General features: G+C 63.6%; 17 protein-coding genes, 1 tRNA gene and 1 pseudogene. 7 read left to right on the top strand and 12 right to left on the bottom strand.

From position 1 onward, the window contains the following. Positions 1-131 precede the first annotated feature (131 nt). The 3 genes from tldD to KZO24_RS12875 form a co-directional block, all read right to left on the bottom strand. Positions 132-1550, bottom strand: a complete 1419-nt coding sequence (gene tldD, locus KZO24_RS12885; protein WP_008827764.1) for a metalloprotease TldD — start codon at positions 1548-1550, stop codon at positions 132-134. Positions 1551-1604: 54 nt separating this feature from the next. Next, positions 1605-1814 carry a zinc-finger domain-containing protein gene (locus KZO24_RS12880; protein ID WP_008827765.1) on the bottom strand — a complete coding sequence of 70 codons (210 nt, stop codon included), beginning with the start codon at positions 1812-1814 and terminating at the stop codon, positions 1605-1607. Positions 1815-2010: 196 nt separating this feature from the next. Beyond that, positions 2011-2580, bottom strand: a complete 570-nt coding sequence (locus tag KZO24_RS12875; protein WP_271184183.1) for an FMN-dependent NADH-azoreductase — start codon at positions 2578-2580, stop codon at positions 2011-2013. 91 nt (positions 2581-2671) lie between these two features. Between KZO24_RS12875 and KZO24_RS12870 the strand changes: the two genes are divergently transcribed. Then, entirely contained in the window at positions 2672-3097 is a 426-nt protein-coding gene (locus KZO24_RS12870; protein WP_486486316.1) for a winged helix-turn-helix transcriptional regulator, read from the top strand. Between the two features lie 84 nt (positions 3098-3181). Here the strand turns inward: KZO24_RS12870 and KZO24_RS12865 are convergent, their stop codons facing one another. Next, positions 3182-4462: a cytochrome P450 gene (locus KZO24_RS12865; RefSeq protein WP_486486315.1), complete on the bottom strand. Its 1281-nt coding sequence runs from the start codon at positions 4460-4462 to the stop codon at positions 3182-3184. 134 nt (positions 4463-4596) lie between these two features. Between KZO24_RS12865 and KZO24_RS12860 the strand changes: the two genes are divergently transcribed. Together KZO24_RS12860 and nadB are read left to right on the top strand one after the other, a co-directional pair. Further along, on the top strand, positions 4597-5547 hold the full coding sequence (locus tag KZO24_RS12860) for an ABC transporter ATP-binding protein (protein ID WP_271184180.1): 951 nt from the start codon (positions 4597-4599) through the stop codon (positions 5545-5547). A 593-nt stretch (positions 5548-6140) separates the two neighbouring features. Next, positions 6141-7742: an L-aspartate oxidase gene (gene nadB, locus KZO24_RS12855; RefSeq protein ID WP_271184179.1), complete on the top strand. Its 1602-nt coding sequence runs from the start codon at positions 6141-6143 to the stop codon at positions 7740-7742. Between the two features lie 94 nt (positions 7743-7836). Here nadB and KZO24_RS12850 read toward each other — a convergent pair whose 3' ends face one another. Further along, on the bottom strand, positions 7837-8079 hold the full coding sequence (locus tag KZO24_RS12850; protein ID WP_036529465.1) for a GlsB/YeaQ/YmgE family stress response membrane protein: 243 nt from the start codon (positions 8077-8079) through the stop codon (positions 7837-7839). 720 nt (positions 8080-8799) lie between these two features. Here KZO24_RS12850 and KZO24_RS12845 point away from each other — a divergent pair. Further along, positions 8800-10758, top strand: coding sequence for a ribonucleoside-diphosphate reductase subunit alpha (locus KZO24_RS12845; protein WP_271184193.1), 1959 nt, complete (start codon positions 8800-8802; stop codon positions 10756-10758). 72 nt (positions 10759-10830) lie between these two features. On the opposite strand, the gene KZO24_RS12840 is transcribed toward KZO24_RS12845, so the two are convergent. The 7 genes from KZO24_RS12840 to KZO24_RS12810 form a co-directional block, all read right to left on the bottom strand. After that, the gene (locus tag KZO24_RS12840) at positions 10831-11562 is read right to left on the bottom strand and encodes a glycosyltransferase family 61 protein (RefSeq protein ID WP_486486314.1); all 732 of its coding nucleotides are present in this window, start codon (positions 11560-11562) and stop codon (positions 10831-10833) included. 563 nt (positions 11563-12125) lie between these two features. Next, on the bottom strand, positions 12126-12836 hold the full coding sequence (locus tag KZO24_RS12835; RefSeq protein WP_486486313.1) for a hypothetical protein: 711 nt from the start codon (positions 12834-12836) through the stop codon (positions 12126-12128). Positions 12837-12887: 51 nt separating this feature from the next. Beyond that, a complete protein-coding gene (locus tag KZO24_RS12830) occupies positions 12888-13190 on the bottom strand; it encodes a hypothetical protein (RefSeq protein ID WP_271184176.1) in 303 nt (100 codons plus the stop codon). 112 nt (positions 13191-13302) lie between these two features. Further along, complete coding sequence (locus KZO24_RS12825) at positions 13303-15714, bottom strand: outer membrane protein assembly factor BamB family protein (RefSeq protein WP_271184175.1); 2412 nt, start codon at positions 15712-15714, stop codon at positions 13303-13305. A 236-nt stretch (positions 15715-15950) separates the two neighbouring features. Next, positions 15951-16178 carry a DUF2171 domain-containing protein gene (locus KZO24_RS12820; protein ID WP_271184174.1) on the bottom strand — a complete coding sequence of 76 codons (228 nt, stop codon included), beginning with the start codon at positions 16176-16178 and terminating at the stop codon, positions 15951-15953. A 104-nt stretch (positions 16179-16282) separates the two neighbouring features. Then, entirely contained in the window at positions 16283-16522 is a 240-nt protein-coding gene (locus KZO24_RS12815) for a DUF2171 domain-containing protein (protein WP_271184173.1), read from the bottom strand. Between the two features lie 127 nt (positions 16523-16649). Continuing rightward, positions 16650-17603 carry a complex I NDUFA9 subunit family protein gene (locus KZO24_RS12810; RefSeq protein ID WP_271184172.1) on the bottom strand — a complete coding sequence of 318 codons (954 nt, stop codon included), beginning with the start codon at positions 17601-17603 and terminating at the stop codon, positions 16650-16652. Between the two features lie 217 nt (positions 17604-17820). Here KZO24_RS12810 and KZO24_RS12805 point away from each other — a divergent pair. The 3 genes and pseudogenes from KZO24_RS12805 to KZO24_RS12795 form a co-directional block, all read left to right on the top strand. Further along, positions 17821-17907, top strand: a tRNA-Leu gene (locus KZO24_RS12805). A 179-nt stretch (positions 17908-18086) separates the two neighbouring features. Next, on the top strand, positions 18087-18422 hold the full coding sequence (locus KZO24_RS12800; protein ID WP_309299000.1) for a DUF6538 domain-containing protein: 336 nt from the start codon (positions 18087-18089) through the stop codon (positions 18420-18422). Beyond that, positions 18403-18928: pseudogene (locus tag KZO24_RS12795) on the top strand (tyrosine-type recombinase/integrase); the annotation flags it as partial. The gene KZO24_RS12800 and the pseudogene KZO24_RS12795, both read left to right, overlap by 20 nt. Positions 18929-18989 lie beyond the last annotated feature (61 nt).

The raw sequence follows: 18989 nt of genomic DNA, 5'->3' as shown, positions 1-18989 counted from the left end.
GTAGCACGATCTCGTCTGAACTTGGGCTGACTGTTCGCGCCCTTCGACAGGCTCAGGGTGAGCGGGAGCAGGGTAATCCTCTCAAACCCGCTCAGGCTGAGCTTGTCGAAGCCCCGGCGACATACTTCGGCTCAGGCGGTGCCGCCCACCGTCAGCCCCTCGATAAGCAGGGTGGGCTGGCCGACACCGGCGGGCACGCTCTGGCCGCCCTTGCCGCACACGCCGACGCCGCGATCGAGTTCGAGGTCGTTGCCGATGCCCTTGACCTTGGTGAGTACCGAAGGTCCGTCGCCGATCAGCGTCGCGCCCTTGATCGGAGCGCCCAGCTTCCCGTTCTCGACCATGTAGGCCTCGGTGCACGAGAACACGAACTTGCCGGAGACGATATCGACCTGCCCGCCGCCGAAGTTCTTGGCGAAGATGCCCTTCTTCATGCCCGCGAGCAGTTCTTCCGGGTTGTCGTTCCCCGCCTTCATGAAGGTGTTGGTCATGCGCACCTGCGGGGCATGGGCGTAGTTCTCGCGGCGGCCGTTGCCGGTGGGCTCGACGCCCATCAGGCGGGCGTTGAGGCGGTCCTGCATGTAGCCCTTGAGGATGCCGTCCTCGATCAGCACCGTCTCGCGCGTGGGGGTGCCCTCGTCGTCGATGGTGAGCGAGCCGCGGCGGTTCGGGATCGAGCCGTCATCGACGATGGTCACGCCGGGTGCGGCCACCCGCTCGCCGATGCGGCCGGAGAAGGCCGAAGTGCCCTTGCGGTTGAAGTCGCCTTCGAGGCCGTGGCCGATCGCCTCGTGCAGGATCACGCCCGGCCAGCCGGGGCCGAGCAGCACGGGGAACTCACCGGCGGGGGCGTCGATGCTTTCGAGGTTCACCAGCGCGGTGGCGAGGGCGGTATCGATGCCCTCATTCCAGTTCTCGGGCTTGAACAGGTCGTCGTAGAGGAAGCGACCGCCCATGCCGAACGAGCCGGTTTCGCGCCGCCCGTTGCTTTCCGCCACGATCGAGACGTTGAGGCGCACCAGCGGGCGCACGTCGGTGGCGATGTAGCCGTCCGGGCGGACGATCTCGACCACCGACCACGAGCCGGACAGGCTGGCGCTGACTTGCGCCACGCGCGGGTCGCGGGCGCGGGCGGCGGCGTCGATCATCTCCAGCAGGCGCACCTTTTCGGCGAAGGGCACGAGGTCGAGCGGGGAGACGTCGGTGTAAAGCTTGGCGTTGGTGCGCTGCGGGGCGGCCGGACGAATGCCGGTGGCGGGATCTAGCAGGCGCAGTGTTTCGCCGGCGCGGCGGATGGCGGCGGCGGAAATCTCGTTGGCATGGGCGAAGCCGGTCATCTCGCCCGAGACGCCGCGCAGGCCGAAGCCCGCGTCGCGCGAATAGTCGGCGGTCTTGAGGCGGCCGTCGTCGAAGCCGAACGCCTCGCTGGCGACGAACTGCATGAACAGTTCGCCATCCTCGCAGGACTTGAGCGTCTCGGCGGCGAGCGCCTGTGCCTCTTCGGGCGAGAGCTGGGTGTAGAGCAGCGAGCGCGGGTCGGTCATGGTCATGCCGCCGATATAGGCAGCATTATCCCCGCGCGAAAGACAAGAACCGCGAAGGGATCAGGCGGCCTGCTGGTCTGCCCCGTTGTCGGCAACCCCGCCCTTGAGCACGAAGCGGCGGTCGCAGTAGCCGCATTCGACATAGCCCTTCTCGTCGATTTCGAGCCAGACGCGGGGATGACCGAGCGCGGCTCCGCCGGGAATATCGGTGGCCCCGTCGCAGGAGACGCGGTGGGAATCGGTGAATACGGTTTCGGGCGCGTTGGTCATGGTGTCGCCGGATTACCAAGGGTTTGCGGCGATTTCCAGATGGAATGGCAACAGTCGCAACGTCGATACCAAAACCCGTAATTCCCGCGAAGGCGGGGACCCATCTGATGCCGATGCAACAGGCACGGTCGGGAGTTGGGTCCCCGCCTTCGCGGGAATGACGAGGGTAAATGGGAATGGTCGAATTGCGTGCAGATCAGGCCGCGACGGCTAGCGAACCCGCTTCCTCGATCGCGGCAGCGACGGACTTCGCGCGGGTGTCGGCATCGATGGCGATGCCTTCGGCCAGCACGAAAGTCGGCTCGGTCACGCCGATGAAGCCGAGCACCGCGCGCAGGTAGCTCTCCGCGTGCTCGAAGGCGGCGGCAGGCTGGCCCTCACCGTAGTAGCCGCCGCGGGCGAGCGCGACGTAGATCTTCTTGTCGCCGACGAGGCCTACGGGGCCTTCGGCGGTGTAGCGAAAGGTCTTGCCGGCGATGGCGATGCGGTCGATCCAGGCCTTGAGCTGGCTGGGGATCGAGAAGTTGTAGAAGCCCGCGCCGATCACCACCACGTCGGCGTCGAGGAACTGCGCCAGCTCGGGCGTACCCTCGGGGTTGCCGAGGACGTCGAGGGTCAGGTGCGCCAGCGGCTCGGCAGCGAGGTCGCGGTAGGTGACTTCGAGCGAGGGATCGGCCGTGGTCAGCGAGGATACGATGGCGGCGGAAATGGCGCGGCTGGCCGAATTGTCGCCAAGAATGCTGGAATCGAGGTGGAGGAGCTTCATGGGAGGGTGCCTCAGTCTGGAAATGTGACCAGGTCTAGCTATGTTGCTGGAATGATCGCGCCAAGAGCGCATATTTTCGGAACCTGGTACCATGAAGCTGACTACGTTCGACGAAGCTGACCGGCCTGCCGCCGCCCCGCAGGAAGCGATCGTCCACGACCCCAACGGCAAGGACTGCCGCCTCGTCGGCGACATTCTCGCCCGGGTCGGGGACAAGTGGTCGATGCTGGTGGTCATGACGCTGCTTGAGACGCCGCTGCACTTCAACGAATTGAAGCGCGCGATCCGGGGCGTGTCGCAGCAGATGCTCTCGCGCAACCTGCGCGCGCTGGAGCGGGACGGGCTGGTCGAACGTACCGTCCACGTCGGCGTGCCGGTGCGGGTCGAATATGCACTGAGCGACCTCGGCCGTTCGCTCGCAGGGCCGGTGCAGGCGCTGGGCGCCTGGGCGGTCGATGCGCGTCCGGCGATCGAGGCCAGCCGGACGGCGTTCGACCGACAGCATGATGCGTCGTAACCTTGGAGCATAAAGCGATCGGATTGAGTCATCTTCCGTCATTACTTCGCTTCGCTAGCAATGACGGTTATTTATAATATCAGATCAGCTTTTACTCTCGAACCGCAAGTGAAGGTTCGCGAGTCCCCGGATGATGTAGCTCGGCTCGTAGTCGATCCCGCGTGCGGTCGCGGGTCCGTGATGCGCCTCGTCGAGCGTGATGGCACCGGTATGTTCCAGCAGACGGTCGAGCAGGACCGCCACTTCCGCCCGTGCCAGCGGTGCCCCGGCGCACGTATGCGCGCCGCGTCCGAACGCCAGATGCTCTTTGATGCGCGGACGCCCGATGCGGAATTCGCCCGGCTCGTCCCAGCGGCGCGGGTCGCGGTTGGCGGCGGATAGCGAGACGACCACGCGCTTGCCGGCGGGAATGTCCATGTCGCCGATCTTCGTCGCCCGGGCGGCGATGCGGAAGGTGGCCTTGGTCGAGCCCTCGACGCGCAGAACTTCCTCCAGGAACGGGCCGATCAGCGTGCGGTCCTCGCGCAGGGCCTGCTGCATCGCCTGATCCTCGCACAGGCGGCGCAAGGCATTGCCGATCAGCTTGGCGCTGGTGTCCTGCCCGGCGGCGAAGAGGAACATCGCCGACTTCACCACCTCCATCGCGTCGGGCGTCGAGCCGTCCGGATACGTGGCCAGCGCCATCTCGGTCATGACGTCGTCCTGCGGCCGGGCGCGGCGCTCGGCGATGTAGCGCGCGAAGTAGCCGGCCATGACCATGAGGGGTGGATGCTCTGCGCGTCGGGCGTGTCCATGTTGCCGGGCGGGGAGCATCGTCGATGATCTTGCGGAAGGCCTCGCGATCCTCTGCGGGAACGCCGAGCAGATCGGCGATGACCATGGTGACGAAGGGGTGGCGATGGAGCCCACCAGTTCGCACCCGCCCGCCGCGACGGCCTCGCGAACCATGTCGTCGGCATAGGCGCGCATGAACGCTTCGTTGGCCTTGAGGCGCGAGGGCACGAACAGCGGGTTGAGCAGCGAGCGGGCGGCAAGATGCTTGTCGCCGTCGTAGGAGACCATCAGTTCCATCTGCCCGTTCGGGGTGGCCCCCAGCAGGGCGGAGATGTCGTCGCCCTCCACCGCGAAGGGCAGCGGCGCCAGCGGATCGGGGTTCAGCCAGGACGAGAAGTCGCGCTTGTTCAGCAGCACTTCGAGCGCCTCGGCAAAGCCGGTCACCACGATCACGTCACGGCTCTGCATCTGATAGACCGGGCCGTGGGCGCGGATCGTCTCGAAATAGTCGTAAGGGTCGAGCAGCACCGAATGGTCGGTGAAGTAATCCTTCTCGATGGGGGTCGGGGTGATCGTCGTTGCGGTTGCCATGGGCGCTCTCCAATATCGGCCGCTTGATTGGCGACGCTTAGTGATATAGTGTGGATCATATCATCTGCCGCGAGAGCGTCAACGCAGCACCTGCGGTCTTTACGCCGTGGCGATCATGGCCCACATGCACGGCCATGAGCACTTCTACCCCCGCGATCGCCATCCGTGACCTCGTCAAGCGTTATGCTCCCGCCGGAAGCGGCGAGGGCAAGCTGGCGCTCAAGGGCGTCTCGTTCGACGTGCCGGAGGGCGGCATCTTCGGCCTGCTCGGCCCCAACGGCGCGGGCAAGTCGACGCTCATCAACATCCTGGCCGGCATGGTCATGAAGACCTCGGGCTCGGTGGACATCTGGGGCTTCGACATCGACCGTGACCAGCGCAACGCCAAGCGTGCGATCGGCATCGTCCCGCAGGAGATCGTGTTCGACCCGTTCTTCACCCCGTTCGAGGTGCTGGAAATCCAGGCCGGGCTCTACGGCATCACCAAGGCACTGCGTCGTTCCGAAGACCTGCTGCGCGCGGTTCACCTGGCCGACAAGCGCGATGCCTATGCCCGCACGCTATCGGGCGGCATGAAGCGTCGCCTGCTGATCGCCAAGGCACTGGTGCACCGCCCGCCAGTGTTGGTGCTCGACGAGCCGACCGCCGGCGTCGATGTCGAACTGCGCCGCCAGCTCTGGGAACTGGTCACCGAACTGAACAAGGAAGGCGCGACGATCGTGCTGACCACGCACTACCTCGAGGAAGCCGAGGAACTGTGCGACCGGATCGCCATCATCAACCACGGCGAACTGATCGCCAACAAGCCGACCCGCGAACTGGTCGGCATGGCGCGCGAGAAGATCATCGTCCTGACCCTCGATCGCGATGTGGCGGAACTTCCCACTCACCCCGGTTTTATGAAGTGCGTGAAGACCGGCGAGCGGGTTCTGGAGATCACTTACGACAAGGATCGTGCCAATGCGGGTGAGATCATGTCGGCGTTGCAGGCGCAGGGATTCGCGATTGTCGACGTGACGACTCGCGAAGCGGATCTTGAGGATGTGTTTGTTCGCTTGACCACTGCGGTACATTTGGCCCCCTGAACCCAGTCACGACTCGGCGCACGAGGAAAACGGCTCGCCGCCGTTTCATGTTGCGGTGCAGATGTCTCGGAATTCCAGGGTAGTGCCCGGGGGTGCGGTATCGCGCGCGATTAACAAAATTTTACAACAGGCCGGGCCGGGTCAAGCAAAAGCGCTGGTGCTCACTTCTCCCCACTGAATATTCGGGAGGATGAGAGGCTTGCCCTAAAGCTAACGATTTTTACTTACTTGTCGGTTGCTTCACTGTCGTCAAGTTTCCAAACCTTGTGTTTGTGTCTGCGAATAGTCTTTCCGCAATTTTTACACGTCCCGATATAATTGAGACCATTCCACTTCACGTCATTGCGAACCGGTTCATGCCTATTGGCAAAGCAAAGCGGAATCGAGATCGCCACGAGATAGGTTCCTCAAAGAGAAGCGGAAGCTGACTAGACTAATCAACGGGGTTGGCAAGTAGCAAAATCGCCGTAAGTTAACCGTCTTTGTAATGACTTGGTCTATCTTATATAAGAACCCTATCGCACCGCAACATGGAAGTGGAGCGGTGAGCAAACTATTGCGATCCATGCGTAACGGGCGCTAGGAGCGGCGTCATGGAAACGCCATCCAGCGCCGCCGGCGCATTCGACGTCCTTGTGATCGGTTCCGGTGCGGCCGGGCTCACGGCTGCGCTCGCGGTAGCCGACAAGGTCAAGGTCGCGGTATTGGCCAAAGGCACATTGACCGGCGGTTCGACGGCATGGGCACAAGGCGGCATCGCCGCCGTGCTCGACGCAGGGGATACCTTCGAGGAGCATGTCCGCGACACCATGGTCGCAGGGGCTGGCCTCAATCGGCGCGAGACGGTCGAGTTCGTCATCGAGCGGGCACCCCATGCCATCGAGCGGCTGGTCGAACTGGGCGTGCCGTTCAACACGGACGGAGAGGCGCTTCACCTCACGCGTGAGGGCGGCCATTCGCACCGCCGCATCGTCCACGTCGCCGACGCCACGGGCTGGGCGGTACAGCAGGCGCTGCTGCAGGCCGCCGAGGCGCACCCCAACATAACCCTGCTTCCCGGCTATTCGTGCATCGACCTGATCACCGGGCGGCATGAGCTGCGCTATTCGGGCTCGGGGCGCGTCTGGGGCGTCTATGCGCTGAACGAGGAGAGCGGCCGGGTCGAGGCCTTCACCGCCCGCGCCACGGTTTTGGCGACGGGCGGCGCGGGCCGTGTCTACCAGTTCAGCACCGCCCCGCGCGGCGCCACCGGCGACGGTATCGCCATGGCCTGGCGTGCGGGCGCGCGCGTCTCCAACATGGAGATGATGCAGTTCCACCCGACCTGCCTCTACAATCTGGACGTCAAGAACTTCCTTATCACCGAGGCCGTGCGCGGCGAGGGCGGGCACCTGATTAACCCGCGCACCGGCAAGCGCTTCATGACCTTCTACGATCCCGAGCGGCTGGAACTGGCCCCGCGCGACGTCGTGGCGCGCGCCATCGACTCCGAGATCAAGCGCTTCGGCCTGGACTACGTCCACCTCGACGTCAGCCACCAGCCCGAAGACTTCGTGAAGGCGCACTTCCCGAACATCTACGAGAAGTTGATGGGCCTCGGCATCGACATGACGAAGGAGCCGATCCCGGTCGTGCCGGCGCAGCATTACACCTGCGGCGGCATCCTCGTGGACCTCGACGGCCGCACCGATCTGCCGGGGCTCTATGCCGCCGGTGAGTGCACCGAGAGCGGGCTGCACGGGGCGAACCGTCTGGCGTCAAACTCCTTGCTCGAATGCTTCGTCTTCGGCGAGGCGGCAGCGGCGGATATTCTCGCGAAGTGGGGCAGTTTCGAGGCGCCGCCGCAAGTGCGCGCCTGGGACGAAAGCCGCGTGACCGATTCCGACGAGGAAGTCGTCATCAAGCAGAACTGGACCGAAATCCGCCGCTTCATGTGGAACTACGTCGGCATCGTGCGCACCACCAAGCGGCTGGAGCGCGCCATGCACCGCATCCAGATGCTCAATGGCGAGACTGAGGAATACTACCGCCACTTCCGCGTCTCGACCGACCTGATCGAATTGCGCAACCTGCTGCAGAGTGCGGAACTGATCGTCGAATCCGCGTTGAAGCGGCACGAGAGCCGGGGGCTGCATTATACGCTGGATTATCCGGCGGCGGATGCGCAGCCGCTGGATACGGTGCTGGTGCCCTGAGCCACCGCGTCATTGCGAGCGAAGCGAAGCAACCCGGGGCAGTTTTGCTCTTCCCGGGTTGCTTCGCTTCGCTCGCAATGACGGGATCGAGGGGTCACCCGATATGCAACACCCGACCGAGGAAGATCAGCACGATAGCGCCGATCACCGAGGCGAGGCATCCGGCGCGGCTGAAATCGCCGCGCCCGCGGCTGGTCACCAGCCCCGCCAGCAGCGAGCCGCCGACGCCCAGCAGGATCGTCGCGATCCAGCCCATGGGCACTGCACCTGGATAGAAGAACCGGGCCAGCGCGCCGATGACGAGGCCGCTGATGATGGCACCGATGATGTTCAGCATTTGCAAAATAACTCCCCTACGCGCCGCAGCGCCGTCGCATTCACGCTGATAAGCGGCGAGGCGGCCGGGGGTTGCAGGTCCTCGTCAAGGGACGCATGCATCTCGACGAACGCCGATGGGAATGCTGGGGAACGTCGCTGCGTCGGGTCTTGACCACCTCCGTTCGTCGCACGCCCGATTCGTCTCACCGGTGATTTATGTGGAAAAATTTAGAAGGCGAGGGCCGATTCAAAGGGTTGCGCTTCTGCAAGACAACGGAAATTCGGCGCGTCGCGGCAGTCAGGTGACGGCCCTGTGGCGAATGCATGGGCCAATGCCATATTCCGGCCCCCTCTTGAACCTCTCGCTGGAAAGGGCACTATAGGTTGTGTCGCACCGATCGAGGGGCCTCAATACCTAGGGATACAGCGCATAAGCCGAAAGGCCCGTGCGGAACCCGTCAGGAACCTTGGGACCAGACTTCTCGAACAGGCGCGCCGGTGGTCTGGCAGGGAATGTCGTTCTCTTTTTGTGCTGGTTCTGATAGATGGGGCGTTCTTGAGCGCCCTTCGACTCGGTGCCGGCCTGCTTGGCCGCCGAAAGCAGTTTGGATCGCCCTCGTGGCGGTTCGATGACAGGTTTTGACGATACATTGGGGGCGCACCAGTGGACTTCAGGAATGGAAGCGACGGACACGTGTCTGATTCGGATGTGAGCTACGCGGATCCCGCGCAAGTCGATATGGAGTCGCTCCTTGCCGGGCATGTCTCCGAAGCGGCGATGAAAAAGGAAGCCTCGGCCGTGGCCATGGACAAGACCGATACCTCGACCGCCGATCTGGTGGTCGAGGCGCCGAAGACGAAGAAGAAGGTCGTCGATTCCAAGACGATCCACGATCGCCGCTTCACTATCGTCACCGATGCGTCGCGTGATGCGCTCCTGACCGACTTCGGCAAGGAAACCCTCGACGACCGCTACCTGCTCCCCGGCGAGAAGTACCAGGATCTCTTCGCCCGCGTGGCCGACGCCTATGCGGACGACCAAGAGCACGCACAGCGCCTGTACGACTACATCTCGCGGCTGTGGTTCATGCCTGCCACCCCGGTCCTGTCGAACGGCGGCACCGGGCGCGGGTTGCCGATCTCCTGCTACCTCAACTCGGTCGAGGACAGCCTCGAAGGCATCGTCGCCACCTGGAACGAGAACGTTTGGCTCGCCTCGCGCGGCGGCGGCATCGGCACTTACTGGGGCAACGTGCGCGGCATCGGCGAGCCGGTCGGCCTCAACGGCAAGACCAGCGGCATCATCCCCTTCGTGCGCGTGATGGATTCGCTTACCCTCGCGATCAGCCAAGGTTCGCTGCGCCGCGGTTCGGCCGCCTGCTACCTCGACGTCTCGCACCCCGAGATCGAGGAGTTCCTGGAAATCCGCAAGACCTCGGGCGACTTCAACCGCAAGGCGCTCAACCTGCACCACGGCGTGCTGCTGACCGACGAGTTCATGGAAGCCGTGCGCGACGGCACCGACTTCGCCCTGCGCAGCCCCAAGGACGGCTCGGTGCGCGGCAAGGTCCATGCCCGCTCGCTGTTCCAGAAGCTGGTCGAAGTGCGCCTCGCCACCGGCGAGCCCTACCTCGTCTTCTCCGACACCGTGAACCGCATGATGCCCAAGCATCACCGCGATCTCGGCCTCAAGGTCTCGACTTCGAACCTGTGCTCGGAAATCACCCTCCCCACCGGCCGCGACCACCTTGGTAACGACCGTACGGCGGTGTGCTGCCTCTCCTCGCTCAACATCGAAACCTGGGAAGAGTGGAAGGGCGATCGTGCCTTCATCGAGGACGTGCTGCGCTTCCTCGACAATGTCCTGCAGGACTACATCGACCGCGCGCCGGACGAAATGGCCCGCGCCCGCTACTCGGCGGAGCGTGAGCGTTCGGTCGGCATGGGCGTGATGGGCTTCCACTCGTACCTGCAGAAGAAGGGCATCGGCTTCGAAAGCGCGATGGCCAAGGCGCTGAACCTGCAGATGTTCCAGCACATCAACGCCAAGGCCAACGAGGCCTCGATGATGCTCGCCAAGGAGCGCGGACCGTGCCTCGACGCCGCCGACCAAGGCGTGATGGAGCGTTTCAGCTGCAAGATGGCGATCGCGCCGACCGCGTCGATCTCGATCATCTGCGGCGGCACGTCGGCCTGCATTGAGCCGATCCCGGCGAACATCTACACCCACAAGACGCTCTCGGGCAGCTTCGTGGTGAAGAACCCCTACCTGCAGAAGCTGCTGGCCTCGAAGTCCAAGGATTCCAACAACGTGTGGAATTCGATCCTCGAGCAGAACGGGTCGGTCCAGCATCTCGACTTCCTCTCGGCCGAGGAAAAGGCGGTCTACAAGACCAGCTTCGAGATCGACCAGCGCTGGCTGCTCGAATTCGCGGCTGACCGTACGCCTTACATTGACCAAGCGCAGTCGCTGAACCTGTTCATCCCCGCCGACGTCGACAAGTGGGACCTGATGATGCTCCACTTCCAGGCATGGGAAAAGGGTATCAAGTCGCTCTACTACCTGCGCTCCAAGTCGGTGCAGCGTGCCGGTTTTGCAGGCGGCGTGGAAGCCGACAACACCAGCGAACTGCCCAAGTTCGAACTGGCGGCCAGCGGCGGCTCGACCGACTACGATGAATGTCTCGCCTGCCAGTAAGGCGCTGAAGTTTCACCGAGAGCGGCCTTCCGGGTAAACGGGAGGCCGCTCTCGTTTGAGCGGCGGGTGAGATCAAGACTTCACGAGATCGAGCGTCCTTTCAATATCGTCGATGTCGGCGGCAAAGATCTCGTCATTCCCTTCGCCGATGACGACCGCGAAGTCTTGCTCCTGCCTGTCCGTAAGCATCTTCATCACGGAAACCGCGCGCGTCGGCGGGAAGATGGCCAGCGCGCAGGCATTCGGCGGCATCACCGCGAAGCCGTGATTGAGATGGCTGCCCTCGACTCCTGCGACGACGCCGGCGTTCGCGCAGACGTGAGCGATCTCATCGACACTGGCGTGGCTGGGGTCGAGAATTTGGAAGCCGCGTGCCCGTCCGAGCCGCTCGGCGATCGCCCATTCGTTGCGCAACACCCGAGGATCGCCTGTGCTGCCCCTCAGGAGGAACACGCCCGGATGCGGTGGCATCGCATCACGGGCCAGACGATCCCGAATGGCATCCGCCCGTTGTCGCTTGTGTCGGTTGTTGGCGGCATCATCGAAGACGTGGAGTTCCCGGAACCACGCGCTGAACCCGCGCTCTGGCGCCATACCCAGCCGATCCTCGTAATCCTTCTTGTGGCCTGTCGGCATGCCGGTCGTGAACGGATGCCCGGTTTCTTGCGCCAGTCTGTAGGTTGGGCAGTCGTTCGCCAGCCAGAGCCCGAACCACCTGTTGCCCATCCAGCTTTCGTAGATCGAGGCGGTGTCGAACTCGCATGCAGGTGTCGCGGCAGGCTTCCAGATCGCGTGGGCGCGCAAGTGTCGCATCGCGCCCCCTGCATAGAGTGCGCCATCGGCGAGAAGCACGTCCTTGAGGCGATAGCCCATCGTCGCCCCCTGCATCGATGCGAAGTCTCCCCTGAAGTCCCGGACGACTTCGTCCAAGGTCCCGAATTCAGAGCCACGGATGCGGTCGAGCTGGCCCGGCAGGCATATCGCCGGCCGCACGCGGACCTCGGTCCCGGGTGCGATCTGCCAGGAATCGCTTGCGGCCGAAATCAGTTCGGCAACAGGGCGCCGCAAGAGCTTGCTGACGATGGAAGCGGTAGGCCGAAACGAAATACGTGGCGCTCGCGGTGGGACTGTCAAGCGCTGGGGGATGTCCCGCCTTCTCGGGCGGCACCAGGCGATGCTTGCATACAAGTACTCCGGCTTCGAGCATGCTAATCAAGCACACCGAAGACGGTATAAGTATTCATAATAATGGGACCAGAATGTCTTTAGCACACGATCGACGGAAAGGGAAGAATTATTTCCACAATGTTTCTGAAGAGTGTTTGCGCCTCAATTCAACAACCGGATGATATGCTCGTGGCAAGGCGTCAATTGCCGGTATTCGCGAAAGACTGCATGCGAATGCGCGGGAATACCTCTTCAAGCGGCTTCATGTCCGGAGTTACGTAGACGTAGCCGCCCCTCTTCCGGAATAGCGGGCTGATGGTCTTGGTATAGAACGCGATTGGCACGTTTATGCATCCGAACGTGATGCGGTTGTCTTCGCTGGTAGGAGAAAGCATCCGTTCTCGACGCCTTTCCTTCGGCTTGCCCGGGCGAGGAATGGGGTGCAGCGCCACGGAGGTCGCATAGTCCACCCACAGCACCCTGGTGTTGCCCGCAGCCACGCCGAACTTTGCAAGGAAGCGCCCGGCAGGCGTGGTCTTTTCGGCAGGGCCGATCTCGGAGAGATTCTTGCTGCCGATGCCCGGGCTCGCATCATCCCCCGGCGCTATGCCTAAGAGGACCGGCACCTGACCCAGTTTTTCGCCCTTTGCATCGAACAACAGCAGCGCTGCGGCCTTCTTGTCGATGATGGCGTAGGGCAGGTCATTGTTATCCCCCGACGCGGCGATCCAGTCGGCGACGCGGGTTGCGTCTGGCGACTGGATCGCCGTGCTGTCCGGCGCGATTCTTTGCGGTTGCGATGTCTTCGGTCCTGCCGACCGGGCGTTTTTCGCCGCCCATGCAGGCGGGGAGCCTGTCAACGCCGCACCGATCATCAGAAGTCCGGCGAGCGCCCTGGAAACCGTGTTCATCGCTGTCAAAGTACTCGAATCAAGCCGGGACTATCGGAGTAGCCGTAAGGATCAGTTGCGGGCGCGCTTGCGCTGGGCTTCGGCCATTCGCTGTTCGACGCTGTCGACACGGCCGCCGAGCTGGTCGATGCGCTGGCTGTTCTGCTGGGCCTGGCCGGATGCGGCTTGGGCTTCGGAACGGGCGGCCTGTGCGGTCGCATCGGTCTGCTGCAAACGGCTGTCGAGGGCATCGACGCGCTGGTTCACGGCGGCGACCTGCTCACGCACGAAACCCTTGGTGGCGCAGCCGCCGAGGCCCATGGAACCGGCCAGAATGACCACGGCCGGAGCGATTTTCTTGAAGGTGGGCGACATTGTTCTTCTCCTAACGGTCAACAGACCGGAATCGTCCAAGCCCAGCGGTCGGGGTTCGACAATGCGATTCTGGCCGGTCGTGCTTCCGCTCCGATGAGCGGAAATCCGTAGTTCAGCGAACGCCCGAGACAGGAAAAGTTCCAAAAGGACCGTTGGAATTTTCGCCGACCAGCTTTCCATCGCGCACCGTGACGTCGTATTTCACGGTGATCGGCATAGGCATGGAGGCGCGTCCCTCGAACTTCGCGCGGCCGTCCCTTATACCCCCGGCGACCTCCACAGCGCCTTGTTCCGCAGAGATTTTTCCGGTCACCACATGGCCTTTGACGGTCAGGTCCATGACCGCCTTCTGGGGGCCGACGGGGGACTGGATGGTAATGTTCCAGTGGCCCGCGAAGTCCTGCGGCCTGGCATTGCTGGCCTTGGCGGCCTTTGCCTTGTCGAGCAGCGCCTTTTGCTCGGCCGGTGCTGCCTGGGCGCGGGCACGGAGGTAGAAGCGCAAGGTTTCTAGCTCGGCATCGGTGAACTGCGGGAAGGGCGGCATGCCGTTCAGCTTGAGCCCACCCTCCTTGACGATTGTGCGGAAGGTCGCTGCGTCGGTGATCGCCGGGGAATAGCGCAGGTCCGGTGCCGCGCCGCCGGCCACCGCGTTCCAGCCATGACACACGATGCAGGAGCGTGTGCCGAACAGCATCGCGCCGGCTTGCGCCCGGGCGAGGTCGGGCTTGAAGCCGGGGTCCGAGATCGGTTCCAGAGCGGGCATCGCGAACGGCGGGATAGTGTCCTTGCCGTCGAGCGCGAAAGTCAGCACACGGCGCGGCAGGCGGTAATCGGTGCGGTAGGCGGCATTGCCCAGCGTCTGCATGCCCGCTCCCTGTCCGCCGGCCCCGGTGAGCACGGTGACGTACTGTCGCCCGTTCACGCGGTAGGAGATCGGAGCGCCGACGATCGGGCTCTCGGTCTTGAAAGCCCAAAGTTCCTTGCCGGTGCCGGCATCCCGCGCGACGAACTTGCCGTCGATCTGACCTTGCCAGACGATCCCGCCGCCCGACGCCATGACACCGCCGGGCCAGGTGCCGGGAAGGTCGACGCGCCATGCCTCGGTCTGGGTGACCGGGTTCCATGCCTTGAGGTAACTCCTGTGGCCGCCGGGCAACTCGACTTCGGGGATGAGCGTGACGCCCATGCCTGCCGCAACCTCGCCGCCGCCCCTCTGGCCATCGCCGATGAGCGCGGGCAGGTCCATCACGGGCACATAGACCAGCCCGGTCTGCGGGCTGTAGGCCTGCGGCTGCCAGGAATGCGCGCCGGTCGGACCCGGCCACATCTCGAACAGGCCGGGCTTGCCATTGTAGCGAATGCCAGGGTTTTCGACCGGGCGGCCGGTCGTCGGATCGATGCGCTCGGCCCAGGTCACCTTGGCGATCTTCTGAGCCGAGATGAACTGTCCCGTCGCTCGGTCGAGGACATAGAAGAACCCGTTCTTGGGTGCCTGCATCAGCACCTTGCGGTTCTTACCATCGATCGTGAGCGTCGCCAGCGTCATGTCGGAGGTGGCGGTGCAGTCCCACTGCTCACCGGGACACAACTGGTAGTGCCATTTGTATTCCCCGGTATCGACGTTCACCGCCACTACCGAGGCGAGGAACAGGTTGTCGCCGCCGCCTGGGCTGCGCAGCTTTTGGTTGTAGGGAAAACCGTTGCCGACGCCGAGGTATACGAGGCGCAGCTCGGCATCATAGGCGAAGGCATTCCACGCCGTACCGCCGCCGCCACGCCGGGTGCCGTCGGGGTTCTTCCAGCCGCTTGGCCACGTCTTGCGCATGACCTCTTCAGCCTTGCGGTTTACCGGCGTTACCTCGTCGCCGGGCGTGGTGTAGAAGCGCCAGGCCAGCTTGCCGGTCCTGGCGTCGTAGGCGCTGACGAACCCCCGAGCCGGGCTGATGTCGCCGCCACCGAAGCCGGTGATGACTTTGCCTCCGAAGACGCGAGGTGGGCCGTTCGCGTTGCGCGGCGCATTGTCCGGAAATTCCAGGGTCTTCCAGGCTTCCTTGCCGGTCCGGGCGTCCAGAGAGACTACGTAGCCATCCGTGGTGACGAGGAAGACATGTCCGGCGTCATAAGCGATGCCCTTGCTGCCCCATGACATCTGCAGCGCTGTCTTCGCCCGTTCTCGGGTGCCGGCATCGTATTCCCACAACTGCCCGCCTGTCGCCGCGTCGAGCGCGCGGATGTGTGAGTGGCCAGTGGTGATGAAGACTTTGCCTTCGGCCATCAGCGGGGTGGTGGGCGTGTAGCCCGGCTCCAGATCGAAGTGCCACGCGAGCTTCAGCCTGGAGACGTTACCGGTGTCGATCTCGTCGAGCGGCGAGTAATGGGTCTCGGTGCCGGTCCGCCCCCAGCTCGGCCATTCGTCCGGATCGACGACGGTTTGTTCCTCGATCGGCTGGGCGGGGCGATGGCACGATGACAGCGCGATCGGCGCCAGCGCGGCGAGTGACAACCGGATAGCGATCTTGCCCAAGCCAGAGATCACGCCTTTTCCCCCTCGTGCGGTCTGTTCTTGGTGTGTCGAGTATCAACGGGGGCCGAAGTTGGGAATAGATGCTATTCACTATGTATCATAACGTGCAAGGCATCGCCGGGGGATGCGCTGATGAGTCCCGGCCCCCCATGAAAACCCCGGCCTTCCCTGAGGAGGACCGGGGTTACGCAAGGCAGCGCGCGAGGGGGACGCGCTGCCAGCTCGGTGGTTCTGGATCAGTTGGCGCCGACGCCCATCGGGATCGGCGTACCCTGCTTCAGGTACACGCGGTTATCTTCGATCTTTTCGACGTTTTCGAACGCGATGTAGTGATGGGCTCCGTCGGAACTGTCCGAGCGGGTCAGCTTGATCTGGTCGTCCTTTACCTCGTCTACCGTGCCGACGTGCTGTCCTGTGCTGGTCGTCACTTCCATGTGCTCACGCACGCGCAGCTTCTCGAACATTGTATCTCTCCATCATCTCGGGGCTTGTGATGATGAAACGGCGAACCCTCGAAGGACGTTCCGGCGTTCGTCTCGGGCTGTAAACGGCTCGTCAGTTCGTGGGTTCAGGGTGTGGCGCCCAGCCCGAACGTCGCGTCACCACGGTCGGAAAGAAGCACTGCATCGGCACTCACACCATCGACCTGGGTGATCGCGACGAACTCGTGCGAACCGCCTTCCAGCATAAGTTCCTCGCCTTCCAGCGCGGCAACGGTACCGACGAAGCTGCCGTCGGCGGCGATCACCTTCATTCCCTTGCGGATGGTTCCCTGCTGCGTCGTCCAGGCAATGTCTGGGGTGGTCATGGGGCCTGCTCCTCTCGCTGTGGGGCTGTGCCCCGGACGTGGAGAAACAAACCCCCGCCCGCCGGACGGTTCCGGCAGGCGGGGACGGGATTTCGTTTCCAGTCGGACCGGTTCAGGTCCGTGACGTTCAGGCGCTGGCAGTCTTGGTGCCGAAGCGACCGTGCTTGCGGAAGCGCACCATCCAGCGGTCGAGGAACAGGCCGAGCGGGCGCGGCGTCACGCCAAGCTCTGCGAGGCCCGCAGCCGAATCGCTCGCCACGCTGCCGGCTTGCAGCAGCTTGAGCTGGTCGCTGGAGATCGGAGCGCCGGGCAGCCAGCCGGTCGTCGCGGCGATGAGGCCGGAAACCGCATCCGGCAGTTCGACGAAAGTCCGCGAGCGGCCCTGTGCCTTGGCAATACGCTGGTTGAGATCGAGCATGGTGATGACTTCCGGTCCGGCGAGTTCGAAGGTCTTGCCCTGTGCGGCGACGTTGCCAAGCGCATTGGCGATGGCCACGGCCACGTCGTCGACGAACACCGGCTGCAGCCTTGCCTGCGGCGCGAAGACCGGCAACGCGGGCAGGCGCGAGATCAACTCGCCGAACATGTTCACAAAGTTGTCGTCCGAGCCGAACATCAGCGAGGGACGCACGATGGTGGCGCTAGGGAAGGCGGCCAACACGGCGGTTTCGCCTTCGGCCTTGGTGCGGGCGTAGGCGACCGCCGAACCTGCATCGGCACCGATCGCCGAGACGTGTACGAAGGCGGTGGCGCCCGCAGCCTTGGCCGCCGCCGCGATTTCGCCTGCACCCTTGCCCTGTAGAGCATCGAGATTGCCTGCAAACGCGCCGATGAGGTTTATCACGGCGTCCGACCCGGCCAACACGGGGGCGAGCGTTTCGGCCTTGGTGACGTCGACACCCGCGAACTGGACTTGACCCAGATTGCCCAGGGGCTTGATAGCGAAGGCTTTCTTGGGATGGCGGCTGGCGATGCGCAGGCGGGCACCGCGTGCAAGCAATTCCTGCGCGAGATGGCGGCCGACGAAGCCGCTACCGCCCAGGATGGTGACGATCTTGCCGGAGAGGGTGTCGGTAGTCATGGTCTGGATCGGTCCTTCAGGTCGCGCTGCGCTCGACGTGTCCCGCGCTGCCGCACGGGCGTCCTAGCCCCTGCCACAAGCCTGTGAACGGGGCAACCGGACAACGAAATGCACGAAATGAAAAATGTTGCGTTGGATGGTGTTGACAAGACTTCGGCTGCCCCTTAGAGGCGCCCTCCTACCCAGCGGGGACGGCGCTTCGCCCCCTCGCTAAAGTGCCCAGATGGCGGAATTGGTAGACGCACCAGCTTCAGGTGCTGGCGCTCGCAAGGGCGTGGAGGTTCGAGTCCTCTTCTGGGCACCAGCACTTCTCAAGTGCTTGAGAACGTTGGGGGATCATCGAAAGATGGTCCCCCAAGTTCGTTTCGCTACGATAAACTGCTACGGTTTGGTGTCGATAGTCCGCAGCGAAAGTCCCGGAAATCTGCGGGAAAGGGTCCGCGCGGCTGTTACGGTTTCAGTCCCGGTTTGCTGCCAAAAGGTATGCGCCTTCGTAGCGGGCGGTTCTATGTCCGCCGTCACGTGCCATGCGATCTTCAAGAGCCTCTCAGCCGGGTGGAACTTTGGCGTTCGTTGAAGACGGACAGCCTCCAGACGGCACTGCGGAGAATGCCCATCGTCATGGCTGGGATTGAGGCTGAGTTTGACCGTATTCGAGCAGGAATCGGCGCGACTGCGGATGACGCGATTTCGCGATTGCCGACCGTAGCTCAGCCCATCGTAGAGAAAGTGCGGGTGTCGGCGGAATGCCCGGCCTCTGTTCCATCCAATGGCCTGACGCTGGCGGAAGCCTATCAGCCTCTTCGTGCGTCCCGGTGAACTTCGGCAGGCCGAGTGGGCGGAGTTCGACTTCGATCGCAGCGTCTGGAAACATTCCCGCCGAGAAGATGAAGATGCGTCGGCCGCATCGCGTGCCTCTTTCGGCCCAGGTAGCAGGGCTGTTCGAGGAACTGTGGGCCCTGACAGGCCATGGCCGCTATTGCTTTCCTTCGTTTCGGACCGGTCAGCGTCCGATGTCTGAAAACACCGTCAATGCGGCACTCAGGGCCCTTGGCTTTGGCCAGGAGGAAATGACGGCGCATGGCTTCCGGGCGATGGCCGCGACCCTTCTCAATGAGACCGGGCAGTTCAATCCCGATGCGATCGAGCGTCAGCTGGCCCACATGGAAAACAATGGGGTGCGCCGTGCCTACACGCGCGGCGAATACTGGAGCGAGCGGGTCGCCTTGATGCAGTTCTGGTCGGATGAACTAGAGCGCCTTCGCGATGGAGCCAAGGTTCTCAAGCCGAACTTTGCAACGCGGAAGCGCCCAGATGCGGCCTGACATGACTGAGATTTGGCAGAAATTATAACTTAAGGGTTATATCTCGGATTTAATCCCTATA

It is taken from the genome of Novosphingobium sp. NFX11 (assembly GCF_057376415.1).
The sequence above is the reverse complement of the archived record's forward strand: the minus strand, read 5'-3'. Positions and strand labels throughout refer to the sequence as shown.

Excerpts from the sequence above, each read along its gene's own strand:
- tldD (WP_008827764.1), bottom strand. The coding sequence starts at position 1,550 with ATGACCATGACCGACCCGCGCTCGCTGCTCTACACCCAGCTCTCGCCC.
- KZO24_RS12880 (WP_008827765.1), bottom strand. The coding sequence starts at position 1,814 with ATGACCAACGCGCCCGAAACCGTATTCACCGATTCCCACCGCGTCTCC.
- KZO24_RS12875 (WP_271184183.1), bottom strand. The coding sequence starts at position 2,580 with ATGAAGCTCCTCCACCTCGATTCCAGCATTCTTGGCGACAATTCGGCC.
- KZO24_RS12870 (WP_486486316.1), top strand. The coding sequence starts at position 2,672 with ATGAAGCTGACTACGTTCGACGAAGCTGACCGGCCTGCCGCCGCCCCG.
- KZO24_RS12865 (WP_486486315.1), bottom strand. The coding sequence starts at position 4,462 with ATGGCAACCGCAACGACGATCACCCCGACCCCCATCGAGAAGGATTAC.
- KZO24_RS12860 (WP_271184180.1), top strand. The coding sequence starts at position 4,597 with ATGAGCACTTCTACCCCCGCGATCGCCATCCGTGACCTCGTCAAGCGT.
- nadB (WP_271184179.1), top strand. The coding sequence starts at position 6,141 with ATGGAAACGCCATCCAGCGCCGCCGGCGCATTCGACGTCCTTGTGATC.
- KZO24_RS12850 (WP_036529465.1), bottom strand. The coding sequence starts at position 8,079 with ATGCTGAACATCATCGGTGCCATCATCAGCGGCCTCGTCATCGGCGCG.
- KZO24_RS12845 (WP_271184193.1), top strand. The coding sequence starts at position 8,800 with ATGGAGTCGCTCCTTGCCGGGCATGTCTCCGAAGCGGCGATGAAAAAG.
- KZO24_RS12835 (WP_486486313.1), bottom strand. The coding sequence starts at position 12,836 with ATGAACACGGTTTCCAGGGCGCTCGCCGGACTTCTGATGATCGGTGCG.
- KZO24_RS12830 (WP_271184176.1), bottom strand. The coding sequence starts at position 13,190 with ATGTCGCCCACCTTCAAGAAAATCGCTCCGGCCGTGGTCATTCTGGCC.
- KZO24_RS12820 (WP_271184174.1), bottom strand. The coding sequence starts at position 16,178 with ATGTTCGAGAAGCTGCGCGTGCGTGAGCACATGGAAGTGACGACCAGC.
- KZO24_RS12815 (WP_271184173.1), bottom strand. The coding sequence starts at position 16,522 with ATGACCACCCCAGACATTGCCTGGACGACGCAGCAGGGAACCATCCGC.
- KZO24_RS12810 (WP_271184172.1), bottom strand. The coding sequence starts at position 17,603 with ATGACTACCGACACCCTCTCCGGCAAGATCGTCACCATCCTGGGCGGT.
- KZO24_RS12800 (WP_309299000.1), top strand. The coding sequence starts at position 18,087 with ATGCGCCTTCGTAGCGGGCGGTTCTATGTCCGCCGTCACGTGCCATGC.